Annotated in this window: 23 protein-coding genes; 13 read left to right on the plus strand and 10 right to left on the minus strand. The window is 65.4% G+C overall.

All coding sequences use genetic code 11. The annotated features are described in order from the left end of the window. Window positions 1-96: 96 nt before the first annotated feature. The 5 genes from acnD to ASR47_RS18230 all read right to left on the minus strand — a co-directional run bounded on the left by acnD (window position 97) and on the right by ASR47_RS18230 (window position 5683). Window positions 97-2691 (minus strand): Fe/S-dependent 2-methylisocitrate dehydratase AcnD, encoded by a 2595-nt coding sequence (acnD, locus tag ASR47_RS18210; RefSeq protein WP_065309284.1) that lies wholly within the window; start codon window positions 2689-2691, stop codon window positions 97-99. A 14-nt stretch (window positions 2692-2705) separates the two neighbouring features. Continuing rightward, window positions 2706-3860 (minus strand): bifunctional 2-methylcitrate synthase/citrate synthase, encoded by a 1155-nt coding sequence (gene prpC, locus ASR47_RS18215; RefSeq protein ID WP_065309190.1) that lies wholly within the window; start codon window positions 3858-3860, stop codon window positions 2706-2708. A 26-nt stretch (window positions 3861-3886) separates the two neighbouring features. Beyond that, a complete protein-coding gene (prpB, locus tag ASR47_RS18220) occupies window positions 3887-4774 on the minus strand; it encodes a methylisocitrate lyase (protein ID WP_065309191.1) in 888 nt (295 codons plus the stop codon). Window positions 4775-5077: 303 nt separating this feature from the next. Further along, window positions 5078-5326 (minus strand): hypothetical protein, encoded by a 249-nt coding sequence (locus ASR47_RS18225; RefSeq protein ID WP_065309192.1) that lies wholly within the window; start codon window positions 5324-5326, stop codon window positions 5078-5080. A 114-nt stretch (window positions 5327-5440) separates the two neighbouring features. Next, a complete protein-coding gene (locus ASR47_RS18230) occupies window positions 5441-5683 on the minus strand; it encodes a hypothetical protein (protein WP_065309193.1) in 243 nt (80 codons plus the stop codon). 174 nt (window positions 5684-5857) lie between these two features. Here ASR47_RS18230 and ASR47_RS18235 point away from each other — a divergent pair, with 174 nt between their 5' ends. Then, window positions 5858-6715: an MBL fold metallo-hydrolase gene (locus ASR47_RS18235; protein ID WP_065309285.1), complete on the plus strand. Its 858-nt coding sequence runs from the start codon at window positions 5858-5860 to the stop codon at window positions 6713-6715. A gap of 55 nt (window positions 6716-6770) precedes the next feature. Then, window positions 6771-7163, plus strand: coding sequence for a DUF7716 domain-containing protein (locus tag ASR47_RS18240; RefSeq protein WP_065309194.1), 393 nt, complete (start codon window positions 6771-6773; stop codon window positions 7161-7163). A gap of 61 nt (window positions 7164-7224) precedes the next feature. Here ASR47_RS18240 and ASR47_RS18245 read toward each other — a convergent pair whose 3' ends face one another. Beyond that, on the minus strand, window positions 7225-8658 hold the full coding sequence (locus ASR47_RS18245) for a M20/M25/M40 family metallo-hydrolase (protein ID WP_065309195.1): 1434 nt from the start codon (window positions 8656-8658) through the stop codon (window positions 7225-7227). Between the two features lie 170 nt (window positions 8659-8828). Here ASR47_RS18245 and ASR47_RS18250 point away from each other — a divergent pair, with 170 nt between their 5' ends. The 9 genes from ASR47_RS18250 (at window position 8829) to ASR47_RS18290 (ending at window position 18805) form a co-directional block, all read left to right on the plus strand. Continuing rightward, entirely contained in the window at window positions 8829-9377 is a 549-nt protein-coding gene (locus ASR47_RS18250; RefSeq protein ID WP_065309196.1) for a GNAT family N-acetyltransferase, read from the plus strand. 119 nt (window positions 9378-9496) lie between these two features. Continuing rightward, window positions 9497-9976, plus strand: coding sequence for a glycine zipper 2TM domain-containing protein (locus ASR47_RS18255; protein ID WP_065309197.1), 480 nt, complete (start codon window positions 9497-9499; stop codon window positions 9974-9976). A gap of 141 nt (window positions 9977-10117) precedes the next feature. Beyond that, window positions 10118-11056, plus strand: coding sequence for a PP2C family protein-serine/threonine phosphatase (locus ASR47_RS18260; RefSeq protein WP_065309198.1), 939 nt, complete (start codon window positions 10118-10120; stop codon window positions 11054-11056). A 76-nt stretch (window positions 11057-11132) separates the two neighbouring features. Next, entirely contained in the window at window positions 11133-11996 is an 864-nt protein-coding gene (locus ASR47_RS18265; protein ID WP_065309199.1) for a class I SAM-dependent methyltransferase, read from the plus strand. A 209-nt stretch (window positions 11997-12205) separates the two neighbouring features. Then, window positions 12206-13768: an FHA domain-containing protein gene (locus tag ASR47_RS18270; protein ID WP_245714398.1), complete on the plus strand. Its 1563-nt coding sequence runs from the start codon at window positions 12206-12208 to the stop codon at window positions 13766-13768. A gap of 358 nt (window positions 13769-14126) precedes the next feature. Further along, window positions 14127-14726 (plus strand): metal-dependent hydrolase, encoded by a 600-nt coding sequence (locus ASR47_RS18275; protein ID WP_065309201.1) that lies wholly within the window; start codon window positions 14127-14129, stop codon window positions 14724-14726. A 68-nt stretch (window positions 14727-14794) separates the two neighbouring features. Further along, a complete protein-coding gene (locus ASR47_RS18280) occupies window positions 14795-15304 on the plus strand; it encodes a sigma-70 family RNA polymerase sigma factor (RefSeq protein WP_217270586.1) in 510 nt (169 codons plus the stop codon). Further along, on the plus strand, window positions 15301-16251 hold the full coding sequence (locus ASR47_RS18285; RefSeq protein WP_065309202.1) for a FecR domain-containing protein: 951 nt from the start codon (window positions 15301-15303) through the stop codon (window positions 16249-16251). Before ASR47_RS18280 ends, ASR47_RS18285 begins: the two co-directional genes overlap by 4 nt. Window positions 16252-16369: 118 nt before the next feature. Further along, a complete protein-coding gene (locus ASR47_RS18290) occupies window positions 16370-18805 on the plus strand; it encodes a TonB-dependent siderophore receptor (protein WP_065309203.1) in 2436 nt (811 codons plus the stop codon). A gap of 3 nt (window positions 18806-18808) precedes the next feature. Here ASR47_RS18290 and ASR47_RS18295 read toward each other — a convergent pair whose 3' ends face one another. The 4 genes from ASR47_RS18295 to ASR47_RS18310 all read right to left on the minus strand — a co-directional run bounded on the left by ASR47_RS18295 (window position 18809) and on the right by ASR47_RS18310 (window position 24819). Continuing rightward, window positions 18809-19705 carry a pirin family protein gene (locus ASR47_RS18295; RefSeq protein ID WP_065309204.1) on the minus strand — a complete coding sequence of 299 codons (897 nt, stop codon included), beginning with the start codon at window positions 19703-19705 and terminating at the stop codon, window positions 18809-18811. Continuing rightward, window positions 19702-20100, minus strand: coding sequence for an OsmC family protein (locus ASR47_RS18300; protein ID WP_065309205.1), 399 nt, complete (start codon window positions 20098-20100; stop codon window positions 19702-19704). The genes ASR47_RS18295 and ASR47_RS18300 overlap by 4 nt, the downstream gene beginning before the upstream one ends. An 86-nt stretch (window positions 20101-20186) precedes the next feature. Then, on the minus strand, window positions 20187-22499 hold the full coding sequence (locus ASR47_RS18305; RefSeq protein ID WP_065309206.1) for an SUMF1/EgtB/PvdO family nonheme iron enzyme: 2313 nt from the start codon (window positions 22497-22499) through the stop codon (window positions 20187-20189). Between the two features lie 19 nt (window positions 22500-22518). Next, entirely contained in the window at window positions 22519-24819 is a 2301-nt protein-coding gene (locus tag ASR47_RS18310) for a coiled-coil domain-containing protein (RefSeq protein ID WP_065309207.1), read from the minus strand. 322 nt (window positions 24820-25141) lie between these two features. Here ASR47_RS18310 and ASR47_RS18315 point away from each other — a divergent pair, with 322 nt between their 5' ends. After that, window positions 25142-25381: a hypothetical protein gene (locus ASR47_RS18315; RefSeq protein WP_065309208.1), complete on the plus strand. Its 240-nt coding sequence runs from the start codon at window positions 25142-25144 to the stop codon at window positions 25379-25381. 182 nt (window positions 25382-25563) lie between these two features. Beyond that, window positions 25564-26283, plus strand: a complete 720-nt coding sequence (locus ASR47_RS27990; RefSeq protein ID WP_245714399.1) for a YXWGXW repeat-containing protein — start codon at window positions 25564-25566, stop codon at window positions 26281-26283. Window positions 26284-26340 lie beyond the last annotated feature (57 nt).

Below are 26340 nucleotides of genomic sequence, written 5' to 3' on the forward strand. Positions count from 1 at the left end.
GTAGGTCGGATTAGCGCGGCAACGCCGCGCGTAATCCGACAACATTGTTGACGCTGCCGGTGTTGTCGGATTACGCGGCTTCGCCGCTAATCCGACCTACGCAGCCTTGGACGATTCCAGGAAATCCTGCGCAAAGCGCTGCAAGACACCGCCGGCCTCGTAGATCGACACCTCTTCGGCCGTATCGAGGCGGCAGGTGACCGGCACTTCCTCGGTGTCGCCATTGGCGCGGTGGATCAACAGGGTCAGGATCGAACGCGGCGTGCGTTCGCCCACCACGTCGTAGGTTTCGCTGCCGTCCAGGCCCAGGGTCTTGCGCGTAACGCAGGTCAAAAACTCCAGCGGCAGCACGCCCATGCCGACCAGGTTGGTGCGGTGGATGCGCTCGAAGCCTTCGGCGACGATCGCTTCCACGCCGGCCAGGCGCACGCCTTTGGCGGCCCAGTCGCGCGAAGAACCCTGGCCATAATCGGCGCCGGCGATAATGATCAAGGGCTGCTTGCGCTCCATATAGATCTCGATCGCTTCCCACATGCGCGAAATCGTGCCGTCCGGCTCGATGCGCGTGAGCGAACCCGCTTTGACCTTGCCGTCTTCGATCACCATCTCGTTTTTCAGGGTCGGATTGGCAAAGGTGGCGCGCTGCGCCGTCAGGTGGTCGCCGCGGTGGGTGGCGTAGGAGTTGAAATCTTCCTCGGGCAGGCCCATTTTCGCCAGGTATTCGCCGGCCGCGCTATCGAGCATGATGGCGTTCGACGGCGACAGGTGGTCGGTGGTGATATTGTCGCCCAACACAGCCAGCGGACGCATGCCTTTCAGGGGCCGCGCGCCGGCCAGCGCGCCCTCCCAGTAGGGCGGACGCCGGATATACGTCGTTTGCGGGCGCCAGTCGTACAGCGGGCTGACCTTGATGCCATCGTCCGCCTGCCTGGCGAACATCGGGATATACACCTTGCGGAACTGCTCGGGCTTGACGCTGGCGGCGACGATGGCGTCGATCTCCTCGTCCGATGGCCAGATATCTTTCAGCAGAACCGGCTGCCCGTCCGGGCCAAATCCCAGCACATCTTTTTCGATATCGAAGCGGATGGTGCCGGCGATGGCATAGGCCACCACCAGCGGCGGCGAGGCCAGGAAAGCCTGTTTCGCATATGGGTGGATGCGGCCGTCGAAATTGCGGTTGCCGGACAACACAGCCGTGGCGTACAGGTCGCGCGCCACCACTTCGTCCTGGATGACCGGGTCGAGCGCGCCCGACATGCCGTTGCACGAGGTGCAGGCAAAGGCCACCACGCCAAAGCCCAGTTGTTCGAGTTCGTCCATCAGCCCTGCTTCCTGCAGGTACAGTTCCACCGTTTTCGAGCCCGGCGCCAGCGAGGACTTGACCCACGGTTTGCGCGTGAGGCCCAGGCGGTTGGCGTTGCGGGCGATCAGGCCGGCCGCGATCATGTTGCGCGGGTTGTTGGTGTTGGTGCAGCTGGTGATGGCGGCGATAATCACGGCGCCGTCCGGCATCTTGCCCGGCTCGTTTTCCACCAGGCCCGAAATGCCGCGCGCGGCCAGTTCCGAGGTCGGTACGCGGTTGTGCGGGTTCGACGGCCCGGCGATATTGCGCACCACCGACGACAGGTCGAAGCGCAACACGCGCTCATACTGCGCGCCGGCCAGGCTGTCGGCCCACAGGCCCGTCGCTTTCGCATAGGTTTCCACCAGCGCCACCTGGGCGTCTTCCCTGCCCGTCAGCTTCAGGTATTTGATGGTTTGTTCGTCGATATAGAACATGGCGGCGGTGGCGCCAAATTCGGGCGCCATATTGGAGATCGTGGCGCGGTCGCCCAGGGTCAGGTGCGCGGCGCCCTCGCCGTAGAACTCCAGGTAGGACGAGACCACCTTCTGCTTGCGCAGGAACTCGGTCAGCGCCAGCACGGTGTCGGTGGCGGTAATGCCCGGCTGCGGCTTGCCGCTCAGCTCGACGCCGATAATGTCGGGCAGGCGCATCCAGGAAGCGCGGCCCAGCATGACGCTTTCCGCTTCCAGGCCGCCAACGCCGATGGCGATCACGCCCAGGGCGTCGACCATGGGGGTGTGCGAATCGGTGCCGACCAGGGTGTCCGGGTAGGCCACGCCGTCCTGCACCTGGATCACGGGCGACATGCGCTCGAGGTTGATCTGGTGCAGGATGCCGTTCCCGGGCGGGATCACGTCGACGTTTTTGAACGCCTTCTTGGTCCAGTCGATAAAGTCGAACCGGTCTTCGTTGCGGCGGTCTTCAATCGCGCGGTTCTTGGCAAAGGCGTCGGGATCGAAACCGCCGCATTCGACGGCCAGCGAATGGTCGACCACCAGCTGGGTCGGCACGACAGGGTTGACCAGGGCCGGATCGCCGCCCTGGGCGGCGATGGCGTCGCGCAGGCCTGCCAGGTCGACCAGCGCCGTCTGGCCCAGGATGTCGTGGCAGACCACGCGCGCCGGGAACCAGGGAAAGTCGAGGTCGCGGCGGCGTTCGATAAACTGGCGCAGCGAAGCGTCGAGCGTGCCGGGATCGCAGCGGCGCACCAGGTTTTCGGCCAGCACGCGCGAGGTGTAGGGCAAGCCGGCGTAGGCCCCCGGTGCGATCGCATCGACCGCGGCGCGCGTGTCGAAGTAGTCCAGAGCGGTTCCGGCCAGGGGTTTGCGGTGCAAGGTGTTCATCATGGCGTGACTCATCAGGTGCGTTCGTTGATCGGCACGAACTGCAGGTCTTCCGGACCCACGTAGTTGGCGCTCGGACGGATAATCTTGTTGTCGATGCGCTGTTCGATGATGTGGGCGGCCCAGCCCGAGGTGCGCGAGATAACAAACAGCGGCGTGAACATCGCCGTCGGCACGCCCATCATGTGGTAGGAGACCGCCGAAAACCAGTCCAGGTTCGGGAACATGTTCTTGATGTCCCACATCACCGATTCCAGGCGCTCGGCGATATCGAACATCTTGGTCGAACCGGCTTCCTGCGACAGGGTGCGCGCCACCTCCTTGATAACCACGTTGCGCGGGTCCGAAATCGTGTAGACCGGGTGGCCGAAGCCGATCACCACTTCCTTGTTGGCGACGCGCTCGCGGATATCGGCTTCGGCTTCGTCGGGGGTGTCGTAGCGCTTCTGAATATCGAGCGCCACCTCATTGGCGCCGCCGTGTTTCGGGCCGCGCAGCGCGCCGATGGCGCCGGTAATGGCCGAGTGGATATCGGAACCCGTGCCGGCGATCACGCGGCTGGTAAAGGTCGAGGCGTTGAATTCGTGTTCCGCATACAGAATCAACGAGGTGTGCATGGCTTTTTCCCACGAGGCCGACGGCTTTTTGCCGTGCAGCAGGTGCAGGAAGTGGCCGCCGATCGAGTCGTCGTCGGTTTCCACCTCGATGCGCTTGCCGTTATGGCTGTAGTGGTACCAGTACAGCAGCATGGAACCAAACGAGGCCATCAGTCGGTCGGCGATATCGCGCGCGCCCGGCACGTTATGGTCGTCTTTTTCAGGCAGGGTGCAGCCCAGTACCGATACGCCGGTGCGCATCACGTCCATCGGATGGGCGCCGGCCGGCAGCGCTTCGAGCGCCGCTTTGACGTTGGCCGGCAGGCCGCGCAGGGATTTCAATTTGGCCTTGTAGCCTTTCAGCTCGCCCGTGTTCGGCAGCTTGCCGTGCACCAGCAGGTAGGCGATTTCCTCGAACTCGCAGCTGTCGGCCACGTCCAGGATGTCGTAGCCGCGGTAATGCAGGTCATTGCCGGTCTTGCCGACCGAGCACAGGGCGGTATTGCCGGCGGTAACGCCAGACAAGGCGACGGATTTCTTGGGCTTGAAGGTGGCAGCTTGTGGTGCGGTCATCGTGTTCTCCGAATATGGGTAGGTGATTATTTCTTCTGCGCCGCAAACAGCGCGTCGAGTTTCTGTTCGAATTCGTGATAGTTGATTGACTCATACAGTTCCATGCGCGTCTGCATGGTGTCGAGCACATTTTGCTGCGTGCCGTCGCGGCGCAGCGCCGTATAGACGTTTTCGGCCGCCTTGTTCATGGCGCGGAAAGCCGACAATGGGTACAGCACCAGGCCAACCTCGGCGGCGCGCAGCTCGTCCACCGTGAACAATGGTGTGGCGCCGAACTCGGTGATATTGGCCAGCACCGGCACTTTGACGGCGTTGGCAAAGGTGGTGTACATCGCCAGGTCGGTAATCGCTTCGGGGAAGATCATGTCGGCGCCCGCTTCGACGCAGGCCACGGCGCGCTCCAGCGCGGCGTCCAGCCCGTCGACGGCCAGCGCATCGGTGCGCGCCATGATGACAAAATCCGGATCGGTGCGCGCATCGACAGCCGCCTTGATGCGGTCGACCATTTCTTCCTTGCTGACGATTTCCTTGCCCGGGCGATGGCCGCAGCGCTTGGCGCCGACCTGGTCTTCGATATGCAGGGCGCCGGCGCCAGCTTTGATCATCGATTTCACCGTGCGCGCGACATTGAAGGCGGAAGAGCCGAAACCGGTGTCGGCGTCGACCAGCAGCGGCAGGTCGCACACATCGGTAATGCGGCGGATATCGGTCAGCACATCGTCGAGGTTCGAGATGCCGAGGTCGGGCAGGCCCAGCGAGCCGGCGGCGACGCCGCCACCGGACAGGTAGATGGCCTTGAAGCCGGCGCGCTTGGCCAGCAAGGCATGGTTGGCATTGATGGCGCCGACCACTTGCAACGGGGATTCTTCCTGGACGGCCTTGCGGAACGCGGCACCTGCGGAGTAAAGACTCATGTGTTCACCTTATGGGTTCGAATGTTTCATGGAGCTGCTATGCACATGGCTATTGCAAATGCCGTGCCAGGTGACGATTTGAGCGCGCCAGACAGCGCTCGGCATAGGAGAAAAGACGGTGTGGCGGCGGTTTGCGGAAGATATGGCGATGGGTATGATGGAACAGCGCATGTCACAGTGTTCAACATGATGTTTCATTCCCGTTTCAAAAAATTTCAAAATGAAACGCGCTGTGAAACATTGATGAAACAATGGAAGCGGCAGCCGGCGGATACCGGCTGCGAAAGCAGTGCGTGGCCGGCCTCAGGCGAGGCGCACCAGCGGGTTGGCGATGATATTGTCGATCTGGCGTACGGCTTCTTCGCAGGCGGCGGCAATCGCGCCGTCTTCGTCGTCGCGCACGAATTGCATGGTCGAACCTTCGAACACTTCCAGGCCTTCTGCCGTGGCGCGTTCGATATCGCAGCTGGCCGACCATTTGCCGTCGCTGGTCGGCACGGCCAGGGGAACGATTTCCCAGCCTTTGTAGTGGATCTTGGAACTGCTGTTCATGGGCTACCTCCTTGCGCAATAAAGGAAATCGTAGCATGAAGCGCCGTGCGCCGCGATCAGATTCAGCGGCGACGCGCTTGCACGCGAAACGATTTACGTTGGATCAAACCTGGGTCAGGGACGCAGCAGATTGTCCACTTCGGTCTTGGCCACTTCCAGGCCGGCCACGCAGGCGGTCTCGGGGGTGGCATAGCCGCCCAGGGTGCGGCTGCGCTCGATATCCTTGGCCTCGCCCTCGGCGCCGGCTGCGCGCTGCAGGTGGTAAGTAAAATCCCACAGGTCGTCGTTGTCCTTCTGGGGCGTCACGGAGATCGTGAAACCGCGGTATTGTTCACTGCGTGCAGTAGTATCGTTCATGGACTTCCTCCTTGTGGCAACGAGATTAGCACGAAGCCCGGACAGACGCGCACACGCTGAAGCCGGGCGCGGTCATCGATATGCGGTTTTTACATATCAAATTGAGATCCGGGATATTTTTCAGACGATCGCGGCGATATAATAAGCATCCCTGTCCGCCCCGCACCCGCCATGATGACGCCCAGCATCCAAGCCTTTTTCGATACCGCCACCGCCACCGTCACCTATGTCGTGCACGAGGGCGAAGGCGGCGCCTGCGCCATCATCGATTCGGTGCTCGACTACGATCCGAAGTCCGGCCGCACGGCCACCACCTCGGCCGACAAGGTGATCGCCTTTGTGCGCGAGCACGGCTTGCAATGCCGCTGGCTGCTGGAAACCCACGCCCACGCCGACCACCTGTCGGCCGCACCTTACCTGCAGCAGCAACTGGGCGGCAATGTGGCGATCGGCGCGGCGATCCAGGCGGTACAGCGGGCGTTTGCCGAGGTCTACCACCGTGACGGTGCGGCCGCCGACGGCTCGCAATTCGACCAGCTGTTCGCGCCGGACCAGGTGTTTCATATCGGCGCGCTGCAGGTACGCGCCCTGCACGTGCCGGGCCACACGCCGGCCGACCTGGCCTACCAGATCGGCGACGCCGTGTTTGTCGGCGACACCCTGTTCATGCCCGACGTCGGTTCGGCCCGCTGCGACTTTCCCGGCGGCTCGGCCGCCCTGCTCTACCGCTCGGCCCAGCGCCTGCTGTCGCTGCCGCCGTCCACCCGCTTGTTCATGTGCCACGACTACCCGCCGGCAGGCCGCGAGGCGCGCTGGGAAACCACGGTGGCCGAACAGCGCGCCAGCAATATCCATTTGCACGACGGCGTGACGGAAGAGCAATTCGTGGCCCTGCGCACGGGCCGCGACGCCACCCTGGACATGCCAACCCTGATACTGCCGGCGATCCAGGTCAACATCAATGCGGGCAAGCTGCCCGAGCCGGAAGAGAACGGCGTGCGTTATCTGAAGATACCGCTGAACGCGCTGTAACCGCCGCTGCTGCGACAAACATGCTGAAGAGCAGACAAATCAACAAAGGGAACGAATGAAATTGGAGGTCGGCCGCTCATATGGCGTCAAGGAACTGGTCGACATCGTCAAGAACAAGGGCGACCGCGACTTCGACCAGGATGGCAAAGAACGCTATATACCGGCGAATCTGTATGACGTGTATATCGCTGAACATGCGGAACTGACCGCAGACTCGGTTTTATATGTCGGGCAATGCGTGGAAATCGATGTCAACGACAACACGATCTATCCGGAAGAGGTCCTGAAAAATCATCTGGAATTTCATTATTCCTGCCAGAATTTTCAGGACGTCATCGATCTGGCCTACTCGCAAAAAAAGGACGCCAGCATCGACGAATTTGTCACTTGCCTCAATCACTATTCCGAAAAAGACGACTTCCTCGACCTGGAGCAAACTGGGCGGTGAAACAGCGGTCCAGACCACCGGTCTCAGCCAGGACTGGCCGCAGTAACCGCGCCCACCGCGCTTACTCCTGCTCTGGCGCCCTGCCGATCTCGCCATCGAGGTTGGCCAAATACCACGCCAGCGACGACATCAGCGCCACATTGCGCTGCAGGTTGGCGGGGTCGACCTTGTCGAGCGTATCGGCCGGCGTATGGTGATAGTGAAAATAATTATGGCTGTCGACCAGCGGCTCGAAGCTGGGCACGCCGCCCTTTTCCAGGCGGTGCAGGTCGCCTGAACCGAGCACGTCGCGGCGGGTAAAGGCGTGCGCGCCGATCGGCTGCAGGGCGGCGCGAAGAGGAGCGAACAGCTTTTCCGATTTCGAACCCACGCTGGCCAGGATGCCGAACGGGCGGCCGGCGCCCATGTCCATTTCGATGGCGGCATATTGTTTACCCAGCGCCTGCTTGTTCGCCTCGAAATAGGCCTGGCCGCCGCGGCCGCCATTCTCCTCGTTCATCCAGGCAATCACGCGGATGGTGCGGCGCGGACGGTAGTCGAGCTTTTTCAGGGTCTCGATCACGCCCATCGCCGCCACCACGCCGGCGCCGTCGTCATGCGCGCCGGTGGCCAGGTCCCAGGAGTCCAGATGGCCGGAAACGATCACCACTTCATCGGCCTTGTCGGTGCCGGGCCAGTCGGCGATGACGTTGTAGCTGTCGGCCTCGGGCAGGTTTTGCGGGGTCAGGGTCAAATGCATTTTCATCGGCCCGCGCGCGGCCAGGCGGCCGATCAGCAAGGCGTCTTCGACCGTGACGGCGGCGGCCGGGATGCGCTGGCCGTCTTCGAGGCCGGTGGCGCCGGCGTGCGGAATGCGGAAATCGGCGCCGCCGATCGAGCGCACCAGCGCGGCGGCGGCGCCCAGTTCGGCGGCCGCCCTTGGGCCATTGAAACGGAAGCGCGAACCCTGGCCGTAAGTGGCGCCGGCCAGGCCGCGTTCGGCCATTTCCTGGTCGAACGCGGTGTCGATCAGCACGATGGCGCCCTTCACTTCGGCGGCGCGCGCGGTCAGCTCTTCAAAGCTCCTGACGATGATCAACGGTGCCGTCAAACCGGCGGCTGGCGTGGCGCCCGAGCCGCCCAGGGCGGTCAGCACCACGCGCTGCGACACACCGTGCGGACGGCCCGCGTAATCGACAATTGCCGCCGTTTCCACGCCGCGCACCCAGTGCGGCACTTTCACGGGCTGCAAGGTGACCTTCGCGCCCAGGCCGCGCATGGTGGCGGCCACTTGCTCGACGGCGGCGGCGGCGCCGGCGGAACCGGACAGGCGCGGGCCGATCAGGTCGGTCAAGTCGGTCAGGCGCGCATAGGCCCAGTCGCTTTGCAGCGCGGTGTCGCGCACCTGCGCCAGCGCGGCCGTATCATTGCCGGGCGCGGCGGCCAGGGCGCTGGTGCTGACGACGCTGCCCAGCAGCACGGAAACAAGGGTATGGCGAAGAATGACGGAAGGCATGCGAGTCCTGTGAAAGTGGATGGGGCCGGTGCGCCACGCATGAACCATGCACGGCGCAGCCCGGCACGATAACGTATTTGATCTGTGTTTGCAGAAACTTTGCCGTCGCGTGATTGCGCGGCGCCGTCGCCATCGCTTACCATGGGGCTTGCCTTGCTACCGGAAACATCATGATCAAAGGAACACTGTGCAGCTTGCGCCATCTGCAGGCGGCCGACCTGGCGACATATATCGCGCTGGTCAACGACCTGCCCTCGCGCGGCGCGTTTTTCTCGCCACAGCTCAAGTCGCCCGAGGCGATCCGGCGCGACTTCATGCAAACCGGTTTCGTCACCGAAGACAGCGAGCTGTTCATCATTGAAGACCAGCATGAGGCCATTATCGGCACCATCACCCACTTCAAGAGCCGCACGCCGACCAGCCGCGAGATCGGCTACCGCCTGTTCGATCCGCAGCGCAACGGCCGCGGCTATACCAGCGAGGCGACCCGGCTGCTGGTCGACTATCTGTTCCAGGCCTATCCCTATCACCGGCTGGAATTGCTGATGGATCCGCTCAATATCGGCTCCGAGCGCATTGCGCAGAAATGCGGCTTTACCCAGGAAGGCCTGCTGCGCCAGGCGTTCTTCATCAACGGCGTGATGCGCGACGTCAAGATGTACAGCCTGCTGCGGCCCGAGTGGCAGGCCCGGCGCGCCATGCCGCGCGGTGCGGACTGACTTGTTACGTACATGGACGGATTGTAATAAGTTGTATTAGACATGGAGCAAGTCGTGAGCCGCCGCTATAGTTCATTCATGCAGATCATTGTGATCTCGCCGGATTGGAAGGAAATGCCATGTTGAACAAGAAACTCCTGGGTGCGGTATTGGTAGCGGCGGCAGCTGTCTCATCGGCAGCCTCGGCCGCCGGTGACCGCGACTTCAATACCGTTGCCGGCGCCGTCGTCGGAGCGGCGATCGGCAACAACACTGGCGGCACCAATGGCGCGATTGTTGGCGGCGTGATCGGCGCCGCAGTCGGCAACAGCCTGCGCACGGGCGACCGCGGCTATGATCGTGGCTACAACCGCGGTTACGACCGTGGCTACCGCGGCACGTATTACCAGAGCCCGCCGCCTGTGTATTACCAGCCTGCGCCGCGCCCTGTGTACTACGAACCTGCGCCGCGCCCCGTCTACTATGCGCCGCCACCACGCTACTACGGCCCGCCGCCGGTCGTGTATGTGCAACCGGGCCGGGGCTACTACCGCGACCATGGGCGCTGGGATGACCGCCGTGGCTACCGCGACGACCGTGGCTGGGGACATCGCCGCTAAGGAGCTTCGTTCCCGAACCAAAACCTGCGCCAGTCCTGCTGCCGCAGGTTTTTTTGTGCTGACGCAAGGTATCGCCGTTGGGAAAGATCAGCTAAGCTGTATCAATAATCAACATGCAGATTGCCAGGGCCGCCATCAACGATGCACTTCATCAAAGACGAACTCGATTTCGGCCCCGGACTGGACGCCGCCGCCGGCAGCAGCGTGGGCGCCGGCCCGCTGGCGCGGCGTGAAAACCAGGACAATTTCCTGCTGATCGACGCCCACGGCCATGCCGCCTGCCTGGTCGGGCAGACACCGTGGCGCGGCCAGGTGGCCGGCTGGCCGGCCGGCCATGTGCGCCTGGCCGTGCTTGACGGCATGGGTGGCCATGGTCATGGCCGCGAGGCGGCCGAAGCGACCGTGCAGGGCCTGCTGGCGATACCCGCCTGCCTTGATGTGGCCAGCCTGGCGCGCGAGCTCGATCAGTTGCATGCGCGATTGCAAGTCGCCTTCGACACGGGCGACGCCCAGGCGCGTCCGCCCGGCACCACCTTGACCCTGCTGGAAATACCGCCGCGGCAGGCGCCGCTGCTGTACCACGTGGGCGACTCGCGCCTGTATGAAGTGGCCGACGCTGCCGTCACGCCGTTGACGCTCGACCATGTGCCGGCCACCGTCTACGCCATGCATGGGGTGATCGACGAGCCGCAATGGCGCAGCCGGGTGTATGGCGCGCACCAGCCGCAGATTGCACAAGCTTTTATATTAGGCAATGTCATTGTCGATCCGCAAGTGCTGGGCAGCGAACTGCACGCGTTGGGGGAAAGCAACCTGCCGCCCTTCCTCGCCCACCTGGGCGACCGCCGCGCGCTGCGCCTGCGCCGCGAGGCCAGCTACGTGCTGGCCAGCGACGGTTTCTGGTCCTGCCCCGACCCTGCCAGCGTGCTGGCCCGTTGGCCGGCCCTGTGCGAGGGGCGCACGGCGGCGCAAGCGGCTACCGCCTTGTTCGACGACTTCCTGCGCCACCCGCCGGAAGGTTTGCACAGCGACAACCTGACCTTGCTGGTGCTGCGCATCAAGGCGTCAGCCGAAAGATAGCACGCTGCCCGGCGGCGAACCATGGTCGCGCCTTGTGGTCTGACCAAGACTGCAACCGCCCCACAAGGAGACCAGCATGAGCACTCCCACCACATCTGCGCCACCGCCCGCCGGCAATGAAGGCGCACCCGACATGGCCGCCATCCGCCAGCGCCAGCAGGCCACCTGGGCCAGCGGCGACTTCGCCATCATCGGCGTCACCCTGCAAATCGTCGGCGAATCGCTGGCCGAGGCGGCCGATATCCGCGCGCGCGAAGAAGTCATCGATATTGCCGCCGGCAATGGCAATGCGAGCCTGGCCGCCGCGCGCCGCTTTGCGCGCGTCACTTCCACCGATTATGTGCCGGCCCTGCTGCAAAAAGGACGCGAGCGGGCCGATGCCGAAGGCCTGCAAGTGACCTTCCGCGTGGCCGACGCCGACGCGCTGCCGTTTCCGGACGCCAGCTTTGATGTGGCGATCTCGACCTTCGGCGTGATGTTCGCGCCGGACCCGCCGCGCGCGGCGCGCGAAATGCTGCGCGTGGTACGCGACGGCGGGCGCATCGCCATGGCCAACTGGACGCCGGAAGGCCTGGTCGGCCAGTTGTTCAAGATCATCGGCAAACACGTGCCGCCCCCGGCCGGGCTCAAATCGCCTGCGCTATGGGGCACGCCCGACTATCTGCAGCAACTGTTCGCCGTGGCGCCCGGGCAGATGCAGGCGCAGCGCAAGCTGTTCAATTTCCGCTACGCCAGCGCGCAGCACTGGATACAGGTGTTTCGCGACTACTATGGCCCGGCGCACAAGGCGTTCGCGGCGCTACCGCCCGATGGCGCGCAGGCGCTGGAACAGGACCTGGCCAGCTTGCTCGACCGCCTCAATATCGCCGGGCCTTCTTCGCTGGTGGTGCCGGCCGAATATCTGGAAGTGGTCATCGGCAAGTCCGGGCAGGCGCCATGATTGCCATTTACATATATCTTAAAATCCATAAAATGTTATTTTAGGCAATGGTTTCCGTGGATTTCGCCGGGCACGTGGCAACACGCGCACATCTGCCGAAAAAACCGGCGGCAGCGCCATCATGCTTGTTGCCAAGCAAGGTCAAAAGGGCGTAAGCTCTCATGAATGACAGAGGGCGCCACCGCCCAACCCGGTCGAGTTTCCACCACATGAAAAAATGCAGCAACCCGGAGCACCCGCACTGTACGTTCTGGGTCTTGCCTGGTGAGCAGGTCTGCGCGGGCAACCACCCGCAGCCAGTCCTTGCCCCTACCAGCTATGACCTGCTGAGCGCCATGCGCAGCGCCCGTTCCGAGCAATCGGCAACGGTGGGCGTGCCTGCGTGCGCGGTTTCCCTGCCTTTGGCGGTGTCGCCACCGGTCAATTCGGTCAGCATGCCGCTGATGCGCCCCGCCGTGGCGCCTGCCTCGTCTGCCGCCGCGCCGGCCGCGCCTCATCTGCATATCAGCGGCTTCGATCCGCGCGCAGCCGGCGGGCGGCAAACCCTGAAAATGGAATTGCGCGGCATGGATGGCCACAGCGCGCCGCAACTGGGGCTACGGCTGCGCTCGGACCTGATTGCGCGCGGCCAGGTGCGGCACGACGTGGTACGCACCACGCGCGGCGACTGGCGGCCTGTGTTTGTCGAGTTTTCCTCGCGTAACAAGGAGCACGGCCAATACCAGATCGAAGTGGAGGTACTGAGCCACGTGGACGGCGCCGTGGCGCGGAAGTGGGTATGCACCTTTGTCATCCTGGTGCCGCGCCGCGACGCCACCCTGACCGAAATCCACCAGATTTTTCTCAGCACCCATAAAAACGTGCGCGTGATGGCCGATGACGCCTCGATCGCGCGCGTGACCGGTGGCGACGGCTGCAATCTCGACGTCACGGCGCGCAACGCCGGCATCGCCCACGTGGACCTGTCGGCGCCGCAAGGCAAGATCGACATGGGCTTTACCACCATCGCCTGGGACGAGGAACTGATCGAAGTCGACGTGCCCACGGCCAGCGACAGCCACCCGCACCCCAGCGTGGCGGCCTGCATCGTCAATGCGGCGCCGGAAGCGGGCGAACAGCGCCAGATCCGCCTGTTCGCGCTGGAAGAATGCATGCTGGGCCGCTTCGAGCTGGTCGACCCGGAAGCCGATGTGCTGCTCAGTCATTTCAGCATCGACGGCCAGGACCACAATGGCCTGACGCGCCGCCTGTCAGGCCGCCATGCGGTGATACGCCGCAGCGCGCAAGGCTTCGACATCGAAGACGTGTCGCGCTACGGGGTGCTGCTTGACGGCGTCTGGCCAGGCAAGCACAAGCCCGTGGCCCTGCGCGTGGGCATGCGCATCGAGCTGACGGCCAGCATCAAGGGCATCGTGGTGCTGGGCGTGTCGGCCATTTTGCAGCACGGCGTGATCCTGCACCGCCTCGACCAGGGTGCGCAGGCAGAATGCTTCTACCTGCTGCTGCCCGAAGCGCGCCCGGTCATCGTGCCGGCGCCGCACAGTCTTGCGCCGCAGGCGGCGGCGCTGCCGCTGCTGTTCCACCGCAACGGCGGCTTCTGGCACCTCGATTGCGCCAGCGGCAAGGAAACCGCGCTGGCGCCCGCCAGCACGCTCGACAAGCTGGCCGGCTTTGCCCGCCACAACCGTTTTGCCAGCGAACCGTATCCCGAATGCTGGATCATCCGCACCGAAGGCGCCAGCCTGTGCGACAGCGCGGTGCTTGAAGTCTAGCTCGGCACCAGCACAAAGAAGATCAGCGACAGGCCAACCAGGAAGATCGCTTCCAGGGTCAGCACCACGGCGGGAATCTGTATTTCGCGCGGAATTTTCATGGCCTTGCCTCCCAGCGTATGGTCAGGATTCCAGCATAGCGCGTGCGCCGCGAAATGCATTATCAGCCGCACAACACTGTTTCTTGTCGAGCACGCTCGCAGCAGCGGCTTAAGGCAAGCTGAAGAAGCCGCGATTTAACAAATAATTCACCGTTATTGTGCAAATTGCCTCGCGCGGCCCCCTGGCGTACTGTATATTCATCCAGCAAATTTCCCCGACGTTTTACACAGCGCGCGCAGCGTGTTTTACATTTCCTATGGCTTCAACTAAAGCGCACCATGCGACTGGCTGGGCCGCTGGCGTGATCGCCGCGGCGCTGGTCGCGCACGCGGACGCCGGCGGCCCCTATCAAGTGCTGAGCATGCTCGCCTTTGTGATGGGCGCGCTGGGCGGCACCGCGCCGGACTGGCTGGAAGTGGCCTGGTGGGCGCCGACGCGCCGGCTGTGGATCACGCACCGCACCTGGACCCACTGGGGCCTGGCCTGGATCGCCCTGCTGGTGTACACCTATCTGCAATTGCCGCATCATCTGTGGGCGCCGCCGCTGTTCGGCTTTGCCGCCGGCGGCATCATGCATTTGCTGGCCGACTGGCCCAATCCGCTGGGTGTGCCGTGGATTATCCGCCGCCACTCGCTGCGCTGGTGGAAGAGCGGCCGCCACGACCTGATCGTGATCGGCGCCGCCTGGCTGGCCGCCACTATTGTTGCCGACCATGTGTTTTTCGATGGCATCCATGGGCGGCGCGCCATGGCCTTCGTGCAGGGCTGGCCGCTCTGGTCGACCGGCTGGATGGTCGACGCGCTTGATACTTTTTGGCAACGGTTGCGCGCGTGGCGGCTCGGTCCCGGGAATTGACGCGGCAGCCATGGCGATGGGATAATGAATGAGTATCATTCTCAATTCAGTCCAGCCTGGAGTCCGCCGTGAGCACCGTCAGCATTTCCCATGCACCGCACCTGAGCACCCTTTACAGCCAGCACCACGGCTGGCTGTACGGCTGGCTGCGGGGCAAGCTGGGCAACGCCGGCGATGCGGCCGACCTGGCGCAGGATACCTTTGTGCGCCTGATGGGCAAACGCGAAGCGGCGCCGCTGCGCGAACCGCGCGGCTACCTGGCCACCATCGCGCGCGGCCTGCTGATCGACCGCTACCGGCGCCAGGCGCTGGAGCAAGCCTATCTGGAAGCGCTGGCGCGGCAGCCCGAGCCGCACACCATCTCGGCCGAAACCCAGGCCATCATTATCGAAACCCTGCTGGCGGTCGATCGCCTGTTGGAGCGCCTGGGCACGCGCACGCGCGCCGTCTTCCTGCTGGCGCAGATCGAAGAACTGAGCTATGTGGAGATCAGCGCGCGCCTGGGGGTGTCCTTGCCCACGGTAAAAAAACACCTGGTGCGCGCCTACACGGAATGTCTGGTGCTGGCGGCCACATGACGACTGGCGCCCTACCCCGTTGCGTGCTGGCCCGGGCCGCCCACTGGCATGTGGAACTGTGCTGCGGCAGCGCCGACCCGCAGGCGCACGCCGCATGGCTGGCTGAAAGCGGGGATCACGCGCGGGCCTGGGCCCTGCTGGGGCAGGTGGATGAGCAGCTGAAAACCATTCCCTCCACGCTGTCCCTGCCGGCGCTGCAGGCGGCGCAGCAGCAGCGCCGCGCGGCCGCCAGGCTGCTGGCCATGCTGGTGGCAAGCGCCGGCGGCATTGCCCTGGGGCAGATGGGCCTGGAGTCCAGCGCCTGGCAATCCTGGACGGCGGCGCTGCGCACGGCGCCCGGCGAGCGCCGGCGCGTCACCCTGGCCGATGGCGGCAGCCTGCAACTGAACACCGACAGCGCCGCCGATGTCGACTACAGCGGCACGCACCGGCGGCTGCGCTTGCATCGCGGCGAAATCATGGTGACCACGGCGCCCGATGCGCGCCCCTTCCTGGTCGAGACCGCGCATGGCGTGATCCGCGCGCTGGGCACGCGCTTTGGCGTGCGCTGCGATGCGCAGGCCAGCAGCGTCACCGTGTTCGAACACGCAGTGGAAGTGCGCAATCACGCCGCGCCCGGCGGCGGCAGCCGCGTGGAAGCGGGCCAGCAGCTGCGTTTCAGCCGCCTGGGCGACAGCGGCGTGCAGACAGCGCCGCGCTACCAGGACAGCTGGACGCGCGGCATGCTGGTCGCCGTGGATTGGCCCTTGTCGCGCCTGGTGGCCGAACTGGCGCGCTACCGGCGCGGTCACCTCGCTTGCGAGGCCGGCGTGGCGGACAAACCAGTCACTGGCACCTACCGCCTGGCCGATATCGACGCGGCGCTGGAAAGCCTGTGCGTTTCGCACGGCTTGCAGGTGACGTATCTGACGCGCTTCTGGGGTACGGTCGGTACGCGCCGCGGCTGATATTTACTTTTTTTCTGCGTTGGGGTTGGTGTTTCGTGCTGCTGCTTCGGCTTATCAGACAAGCAGCCGATGTACGCCACCACCATCCCCATTGCACAGAAAAATAGAAAGCTCACCCATGAACCTGAAGCTGAACCCTCCCGCCCTGCTCGCCATCAGCTGCGCCGTCTCCGCCGCCCTGACCACCCTGCCGGCCCTGGCGCAAAGCCAGCCGGCCAGCGCCAGCTACGCGATCGCCGCCGGCCCGCTGTCGACCGCCCTGAACGACTTTGCCGTGGCCGCCAATATCAGCCTGTCGACCGATCCGGCGCAAACGCGCGGCCTGCGCTCGCCCGGCGTGCGCGGCCTCTACAGCGTGGCGCAAGGCTTTGCGCTGCTGCTGGCCGGCAGCGGCCTGGAAGCGGTGCAGCTGGCCAATGGCGGTTATGTGCTGCGCCAGGCAGCCATCGCGCCACAGGCGGGCGCCGAGAAAACCATGGCGCCGGTGACCATCAGCGCCAGCCAGGAACGCGATCCCGTCAGCGAACATGACAATTCCTACGCGGCGCGCGCCGTCACCGTCGGCAAGGGCGTGCAGACCCTGCGCGAGATCGCGCAGTCGGTCAGCGTCATCACGCGCCAGAAGATGGACGACCAGAACCTGACCACCATCGACGCCGTGCTGGCCAATACCACCGGCATCACCATGTATGACAGCCCGATGGGCGGACGCTACGTGTATTCGCGCGGCTTCATGGTCGACACGTACCAGTTCGATGGCGTCAACCGCGCCATGTACTACCCGCAGGCGAACAGCTTTACCAGCAACACGGCGGTGCTGGACCGGGTGGAAGTGGTGCGCGGCGCCACCGGCCTGCTGCAGGGCACCGGCTCGCCCGGCGCGGCCATCAATATGGTGCGCAAGCGCCCGCTGGCCGACAAGCAGCTGCAACTGGCGGTGACGGGCGGGCGCTGGAACGCGCTGCGCGGCGAAGTCGACGCCACCGGTCCGCTGAACGAATCGGGCAGCATCCGTGGCCGCGTGGTGGCCGCGCATGACCAGCGCGACTTTTTTTATGACGTCGCCGACAGCCGCACCGACGTGCTGTACGGTGTGCTGGAATTCGACCTGGCGCCCGGCAGCAAGCTGACCACCGGCGCGAGCGTCGAGAAACTGCGCTCGACGCCATTCTTTTCCGGCCTGCCCCTGTATAGCAACGGCCGCGACTCGAAGCTGCCCCGCTCGAGCTTTATCGGTGCCGACTGGAACCGCTGGAACAGCAAACAGACGGCCGCCTTCGCCGAATTCGAGCACCGCCCCGACGCCGACTGGTCACTGAAAGCCAGCGCCAATTACACGCGCGAGCGGCATGACGTGAAATACATGTTCAACCTGGGCGCGATCAACCCGGTCACGATGGCCGGCATGATGCGCTATGACGGCGTATTCGACTACGGCACCACCAACAAAGGCGTTGACTTGTCGCTCGACGGCAAATTCAATGCCTTCGGCCGCCGCCACGGCTTCAGCGCCGGCGTCAATACCAACCGGCTGGAAGGCGACAGCGATTTCAGCCTCGCGATGCTGAACCAGGGCATCAATGCGCTGCAGCCGGATCATGGCGTGGAAGAACCGAGCGACACCTGGCTGCGCGAACACAGCTACCGTGGCGCGCCCACCGTCACCAGCATGCGGCAAACGGGCGCATATGGCGTGGCCCGCATCAGCGTCAGCGAACCGTTCACGGTGGTGGCCGGCGCGCGCGTCTCGAACTACAAATCGAGCAACATCAACCGCATCACGGGGGCGGAGGAAAGCGATCCGTACAAGGAAAACGGCGTCGTCACGCCGTACGGCGGCGTACTCTATGCGTTCGACCCACGCTGGTCCGGCTACGCCAGCGTATCGGACATCTTCCAGCCGCAAAACTCGCGTGACGCCGCCGGCGCCCTGCTCGATCCGCTCAAGGGCCGCAACCTGGAAGCGGGCGTCAAGGGTGAACTGTTCGACGGCAAGGTCAACGCCTCGCTGGCGGTGTTCCGCATCGAACAGCGCAACCGCGCGGAACTGGACCTGGTCCATACCTGCTCCAGCGGCACGGAATGCTATATCTCGGCCGGCAAGGTGCGCAGCGAAGGCGTGGATGCGGAGATCAGCGGCGAAGTGGCGCGTGGCTGGCAGCTGTTCGCCGGCTACACGCTGAACAATTTCAAGTACCTGGACCAGACGTCGAGCGCCGGCCTGATGTTTGCCAGCACCTACTCGCCGCGCCATATGCTGCGCGCGTGGAGCGACTACCGTTTGCCCGGCGCCCTGGCGGCGTGGAGCGTGGGCGGTGGCGTGAACTTCCAGACCGAAAGCTCGCGCGTCACGCAGGGGATCACGGTGGCACAGGGCGCCTATGCGCTGTGGAGCGCGCGCGCCGCCTATCAGATCGACCGCAACTGGAGCGCTTCCCTGAGCGTGACGAATGTGCTCGACAAGCGCTACTACCAGACGGTCGGTGCGCCCGCCTGGGGCAATTTCTATGGCGAGCCGCGCAAGGCTTCGTTGACCCTGCGCGCCCGCTTTTAAGACCTACAGGAACTGCGGCGCCGGCCTGGCCGGCGGCTTGGGCAGCGGGATGAACTCCGTCTCGCCCGGCACCTGGCCCATGCGCTGGGCGCTCCAGTCCTCGCCGGCCTGCGCCAGGCGTTCCTTGCTCGACGAGACGAAGTTCCAGAAAATGAAACGCGGACCGTCGAGCGGCTCGCCGCCGATCACCACGAACTGCGCCGGGCCGTTACCGGCAGTGACCACCGGTACGGCGTTCGATTCCAGCAGCGCCATGGTATGCGGCGCCAGCGCCACGCCGTCCACCAGCACTTCACCGCTGATCGGGTAGATCGCCGCCTCGGCCGGCAAGCCGTCCAGGCGCAGCGTCTGGCCCGCCTGCAGCGCCACGTCCAGGTACACGGTTTGCATATAGGTGCGCACCGGCGAGGTCTGGCCAAAGGCGGTGCCGATCAGCACTTTCACCACCGCGCCGTCGAGCGTGACCACCGGTATATCGGCCTGCGGCGTATGCGTGAAACCCGGTTCGTCTTCTTCGTTCGCCTTCGGCAGCGCGGCCCACAGCTGCAGGCCGTGGGTGCGGTGCGGCCGGCCGGCCAGGTCGGCGGGCGTGCGCTCGGAATGGACGATGCCGCGCCCGGCCGTCATCCAGTTGATGGCCCCCGGCTCGATGCGCTGGTACGAGCCGATGCTGTCGCGGTGGTCCATCGCGCCTTCGAACAGATAGGTGACGGTGGCCAGGCCGATATGCGGGTGCGGCCGCACGTCGTGGTTGGCGTCGGGCGCCACGTCGATCGGGCCGAAATGGTCGAAAAAGATGAACGGGCCGACGGTCTGCTTGACGCTCGACGGCAGCAGGCGGCGCACCACGAAACCGCCGCCCAGGTCTTTTTCGTGGCTTTTCAGGATCGCCGCGCTCATGCCAGCACCGTCGTGATGTCGGTGGTGACGGCCGTCATCAGCTTGTGGATCGGGCACTTGGCGGCCGCGCCCAGCAGCTCCTCGCGCTGCGCCTCGGACAGGTCGCCGGTCAGGTGCAGGCTGACGGCCAGGCGGTACACGCCCTTGCGTTCGTCGCTGGCGTCGCGCTCGGTCGTCACTTCCACGTTTTCAAGCGCGATGCCCTTGTGCCTGGCGTACCAGACCACCATCAGCGCCTTGCAGGCCGACAGCGCCGCGTCGTACAGGTCGTGCGGCGACGGGCCCGAGTCGCCGCCGCCTTCGGCCACCGAGCCGTCGGCGGAAAGGATATGGTCGCGCACATGCACGATATGGCGCATGGGTTGCGACTGGTCACGGATGGCTTTGATGGTCATGGCGGTCCTTGCGGCGTTTTGGAAAGCCACAATTTACACCGTTTACGGCGCCAGCGCAGCTTGCCTGATGGCAGGGCGTCAAGGGTTCAACCGAGCTGGCGCGCCACGCGAAAGCCGACGATATCGTTCGACAGCACGATGGAAAAGCCGTTGCGGATGGCCGAACGCAGATAGCGCGGGTGGTACAGCCAGGAGCCGCCGCGCAGGACGCGCCGGCTGGTGTCGCCGCCCTCTTCCCAGGCGCTGCCGTCGGCCGGCGCGCCTTCATAGTTGTCATGCACGATGTCCTGCACCCATTCCCACACATTGCCGTGCATGTCGTGCAGGCCCCAGGCATTGGGCTGGAAGGTGCCGCGCGCGCTGGTGCCGCCACGGTACTGGCCGCGCGCGCCGCCGTTGTACACGTACAGGCCGTCGTAATTGGCCTGCTCGGTGCTGATGGTGTCGCCCGTGTTGAAGGCGGTGCGGGTGCCGGCGCGGCAGGCGTATTCCCATTCCGCTTCGCTGGGCAGGCGATAGAGCTGGCCGGTTTTTTCGCGCAGCCACGCCAGGTAGAGCTGGGCGTCGTTCCAGCTGACGCCCACCACCGGATGCTGTTCGTTCTGCACGAAACCGGGATTGTCCCAGTCGGTTTCCGAAATGCCGCGCTGCCAGCCGGTGGCCTTGACGAAGGCGCGCCATTCGCCCACGCTGACCGGGTGGATCGCCAGCGCAAAACCGCGCTCGATGCCGACCCAGTGCTGTGGCTTTTCGCGCTCCAGCCAGCCCTGCTGCGAGCCCGCTTTCAATGCCGCCTTGTGCTCTTCCTCATGTGCGCCCATCTGGAAGCGTCCGCTGGGCAGGCACACCAGTTCGGGCCCCTGGCCGGAGCCGTCGAGGAAATCGTCGCGCAGCAGGCCGGTGGGTGCGGGCGCGGAAGACTCGGCAAGCGGTGTTTCGGTGGCAGGTGGCGCTGCCACCGGCGCGGCAGGAACGGCGGGGGTGGCCGCGCGGCTCGCCTCCGCCTTGCGCGCCCTTTCCTGCTCTGCGCGGTAGGCTGCCTCGGCTTTGGCCTGGATCGCCTTGCGCTGCAGCTGCTGGTGTTCCTGCAAGGCGGTGGCGGCGTCGGCTTCGCGCCGCGCGCGCAGCTGGCCGCGCAGCGCTTCCTTGCGCAGCTTGCGCGACTCCTCCGCTTCGAACTGGCGCTGGGCTTCCTGCTCGCGGCGCAGCTTGTCGAGCCGCTGCTTTTCCAGCGCCGCCGCATGGGCCTCGGCCTTTCTTTTCTGTTCCAGTTCCTCTTCGCGCCGGCGCGCTTCTTCCTTCGCCTGTTCGGCCGCCAGCGCCGCCTGCTTTTGCTGCTCGGCCGCGCGCGCGTGCGCCTGGCGCGCCTGTTCGGCCAGCTCCTCGACCGACGGCCCGGCGGCCCGCTCCAGCATTTCCAGCAGGGCTTGCACCGATTGCGGGCGCAATTCGGGCGTCATCGAAAAACCATTCTGCAGCACCTGCCATTGTGCCGCCTTCAGCGCTTGCGGGGCCGACGGCAGTTGCTCGGCCGTGCGCACGCCGTCGAACGGCATGCGTCCTTCGAGCATCTGGTAGACCATCACCGCCACCGCGTACACGTCCAGGCGCGGGCTGGGCTGGCGCTGGTGGGCGCCGGCTTCGGGTGCGCGATAGCCTTCCGTGCCGGCATTCGGCGTTTCCAGCCCCAGGCTGCTGCCGGCGTTGCGCACACGCGAAGCAATGCCGTAGTCGAGCAGCTTGACGTCGCCCTTGCCGGTCAAAAAAACGTTGCCAGGCTTGATATCGCGGTGCACCAGCTTGTGCTTTTCCCAGGCATACGACAGCGCATCGGCCACCGGCTGCAGCAGTTCCTGCACCGCCGCCAGCGCCAGCGGACCCTGGCGGCCCAGGTAGTGCTCCAGGTCTTCGCCATCGAGGCACTCCATGATGATGAAGTAGCTCGCCGTGGCCGGGTCCTGCGCCCATTCATAGACGCGCACGATGTTTTCATGCGCCAGTTTGCGCGCCTGCGTCGCTTCCTCGATCAGCAGCCGGGCATGGGTGGCGCTTTGCGTCAGCTGCGGCGGCAGGATTTTGAGCGCCACCATTTCGCTGCTGCCCAACTCGGCGTGCGTGGCCAGGTCCGTGGCCTGCCACACCTGCCCCATGCCGCCGGTGCCGATCAGGCGTTCCAGGCGATAGCGGCGGTTTTGCGGACCGATTTCCTGGCCCGTCATGAAGCCCAGCTCCGTGCCCTGGCGCACCGGCAGCGTGATGGGCGCCGGCGCGGCGCCGGGCGGCGCGTATTCGGCGTCGAGGATGGCGTTCTTGCGGCGTTCGAATTCCTGCTCGCTGAGCAGCCCGTCGTCGTGCAGGGCGCGCAACTCTCGCAGTTTGTCTCGTGCTTTTTGCATCATCTGGGGTACTGGCTATCCGTCAAGGCTGCAGCGCCACGCCGCAGGCGGCGCAGAATTTGTCTTCCGGATGGCCGGCCCGCAGCGCGTGGCCATTGCTGCAGCAGCGCGCCGGCGCGCTGCCGGCAACGGCCTGCGCCACCGCCACGCCCAGCTGGGCCTGCGCATTGAGGCCATGGCTGTGCGCCGCGTTCTGCAAGCCGATCAGGTCCAGTTGCTGGCGCCGCTCGCGTTCGGCCTGCGCTTCCAGGTAGGCGCGCTCCTGCGCCACGCCTTCCTGCGCCATGCGCATGGCGTCCTGCGGCGCGATGCTGTTCTCGGCCGCCGCCAGCGCCGCCAGCGCGTGGATCTGCTCGGCGCTCATGCCGGCCTGCAACTGGGTTTTCAGCACTTGCGCCAGCACGGCCGCATTCGGCCCGGCCGCCATCGCCACCTTGCCGGTGTCGCTCAGGGTGCCGATTTTTTCGATGCGGTCGATATCGATGCGCGCCAGTTCGGCCGCATGCGCCTGCTGCGCCACCAGCGCTTCGTAGTCGTTCTTCCAGCGTGCATAATCGTGTTCGCGCTGCTGCGACATGGCCAGCAGGTCGCGCTGCCATTGCGCCTCCTGCTCCAGCTGGCGCAGCTGCTGGCGCTGTTCTTCGATCGCCAGCGCGTCGAGCTGCGCCAGATGCGCCTGCTGCTGCAGCTGGCGCGCATGCACGCCGTCGGCCTCGATGGTGCGCAGCAGTTTTTCCTGCTGGGCGATGGCGTCCTCGCGCGCGCCGCCACGGCGCAGCACGGCCACTTTTTCAGCGATTTCGGCCGCCTGCACCTGCGCCGCCTCATCCTTGTGCGCTTCGGCGCGCAGCAGTTCACGCTGGCGCGCCAGCTGCATCTGGTCTTCCCATTCCTGCACCCGCTCCGCTTCTCGCTTGCGCGCGGCGGTAGCCAGCACGGCGCCCTGCCAGGCGGCCTTGTGCTGTTCCGCTTCCAGCTGCGCCTCGCGCTGGGCCGCATCCTGTTCGGTCTTGTGCAGGCGCGCCAGCTGGGCGCGGCGGCCCGCCTCGTCGTCGATCAGCAGCGCGCTTTCCACCTGCTGGGCGATGGCCTGCAGATGCACCTGGTGCGTGAAACGCTGCTGCGCCAGCTGCAGCTGTTCGCGCCCTTCCAGCTGCGACAATTCCAGCTCGCTGCGCATCCTGATCGCCGCCAGCGCGCGCAGGTGCTGCCATTCGGCCGCCTCGTCGGCGTGCCTGGCGCCCTTTTTCGCCAATTCCTGCCTGAGCTCCTGCAGCGCCACGGCGGCGCCATGGTCGAGCGCCTGGCGCTGCGATTTTGCTTCCAGGATGCGGCCGTACAGGTCGATCTGGCGCCCGCGCAGCGCCTGCAGGCGTTCGGCTTCCTGGTGCGCCAGTTCGGCCTGCCCCACCTTGGCATCCTGCTGCAGCTCCAGGCGCCGCTGCGCGTGGCGCAGTGTCAGCGCCTCGCGCGCGATGCGCTGCAGTTCCTCTTCATCGTAGAGCTGGTCCAGCTGCTTGCCGCGCTCAAGCGCATCCGCGGCGTCGGGCGCCGGCAGGCCGCCCAGCCACAGGGTACCGATGCAGGTCTCGTCGACGGCCAGCTTGTCGTGGCGCAGCGCCAAGGTGTCCACGCGCGCCACCGCCAGGCCGGATGGCGCCAGGCGCTGCGTCAGCGACGACTGCAGGCGCTCGTTGAACTGCGCCCGCAGGTCGGCGTTGGCATCCATCTCGCGCAATGCGCGGCTGCCGGTAAATTCCAGCGCGATCTGGCGTACCGAGGGCAGCAGCAATGCGTGCAGATGGGCCACGGTGACGGCGCCCGGCGCACGCATGAACTGGCGCGCGAACGCATCGGGCTGGCCCAGCGCGATCTCGACCTGGAAGGTGGCGGCGATCTGCAGCTGCTCGGTCGTGGCCAGCGCCGGCAGGTCGAAAGTAAGCGAGATCGGCGCGGCGCGCGCGATCAGCACTTCGGCCGGACGCGCCGGCAGCAGCTGCGGCAGGCGCGCAAAGAAGGCGGCGCTGTCGTAGTCGCCGGCCGGTATCGAGGTGAAAGCGTCGGACTGCACGATCCAGGCGCGCGCCTGTTCCGGCACCTGCAAGCGCCGGCCGGCGGCGCCAAGCAGCGATGACAGCTCGCGCACGCCAAAGAACAGGGCCAGCTGGTCATCGGCCAGGCGCCATTGGTTGGCATGCAGCACGGCGTCGTTGCCGGGCGTGCCGAGCGACAGGCCGCATTGCGCGCAGTAGCCTGCCGCTGCGGCATTCTTGTGTTCGCAACGGGGGCACCGGGCGCCGCCAAAACCAAACAATTGGAACATGTGTGACTCCTGATGAAGGTGATACGCGCAAGCTGCGACGTCGATTCTAGCAGCAGCGGCGCTGAACCACGCCCACGCGCCAAGCGCGCTCCTGTGCAGTTGTAAATGATGCCACATGGCAATTAGCATCATAGGGCAGGATACAGGCCTGTTTCCCCCTCAATTCGCGCCGTGCCGCCACTTATGCTCCGGTGACGCATTTCAGCGCCCTTTTTTTGCCGTTGATGCCGCAAAAATCGCGGCTGGTCGCAAGTGCGTGGCGGCACGTGGGCGCGTTGGCTAAAGTGCATCCAATCCCACCCGCCACCCGAAAGGACGCATCATGAAAACCCTGAAAAACTTCGAAGCCATCTTCACCGTCGCCGTCGCCATCGCCTGCGCGGCCAGCTATGTCAGCTTCCTGCAGCCGCCTGCCGCGCCGGCGGAAAAAACCGCGCAGAGCGCCACCACCATGCACGTGGTGACTGTCACCGCCAAGCGCCTGACGCCACAGGAAAAGCAGTTGTCGCTGCTGGAAGAACGCCAGGCGCAGCTGAACAACAGTACCGCCAGCATCCTGTGAGCGGCGCATGGCATCGATGGAGCCTGGCGCCTTCCAGCACGCGCCAGGCCGCAGCAAATGTTCCCCTTTTGATACACGCCCGCTCAGCATTGTGTCAGTTGTAATAAGTTAATTCAAAGGCGCAAACGCCGCCAGCAAGTCGCTATAGTCCATTTCACGCAATCACCGAAATGGAGCCAGACATGAAACCCATTACCTTCTATGCAGCCGCCATGCTCGCCATCAGCAGCGCCGCCTTCTTGCCCGCGCAAGCGATGGCGCAAAACCAGCTCGGCGTGAGCATCGTCGTCGGCAACGCCCCGCCCCCGCCACGCTTCGAGAGCGTGCCGCAACCGCGCCGCGGCTATGTCTGGGCGCCCGGCTACTGGAACTGGGACGGCCAGCGCCATGTCTGGTACGACGGCGAATGGCTGCGCGAACGCAGCGGCAACCAGTATCGCCGCGCCGAATGGATACAGGAGAACAACCGCTGGCGTCTGAACCGTGGCGGCTGGGTCACCGTGGCGCAGCCGGTGGTGTATGAAGAGATCCGCATCGCCCCGCCGCCACCACGCCGCGAAATCATTCCCCGTGCGCGCAACGGTTATGTGTGGGCGCCCGGCCACTGGGAATGGCGCGCCCAGCGCTATGCCTGGAACCCCGGCGTGTGGATCGCCGAACGCCCCGGCTATGTGTATGCGGCGCCGGCCTGGACCCAGCGCGATGGCCGCTGGCGCATGGACGAAGCGCGCTGGTCGCCACGCGGTCCGAACGGCGACCGTGACCATGACGGCATCCCGAACCGCTACGACAGCCACAATGACCGTGACCGGGACCGTGGCCGCGGCCCGGGCCGCGACAACGACCATGACGGCGTGCCGAACCGCGACGACCACCGCCCCAACGATCCGCGCCGCTATTGATGATTGACGGCTGAACTGCGCAGACAAGGCCACCGCCTGCGGTGGCCTTGTCATGTG

Source organism: Janthinobacterium psychrotolerans (assembly GCF_001677885.1).
GTDB classification, from domain to species: Bacteria; Pseudomonadota; Gammaproteobacteria; order Burkholderiales; family Burkholderiaceae_D; genus Janthinobacterium; species Janthinobacterium psychrotolerans.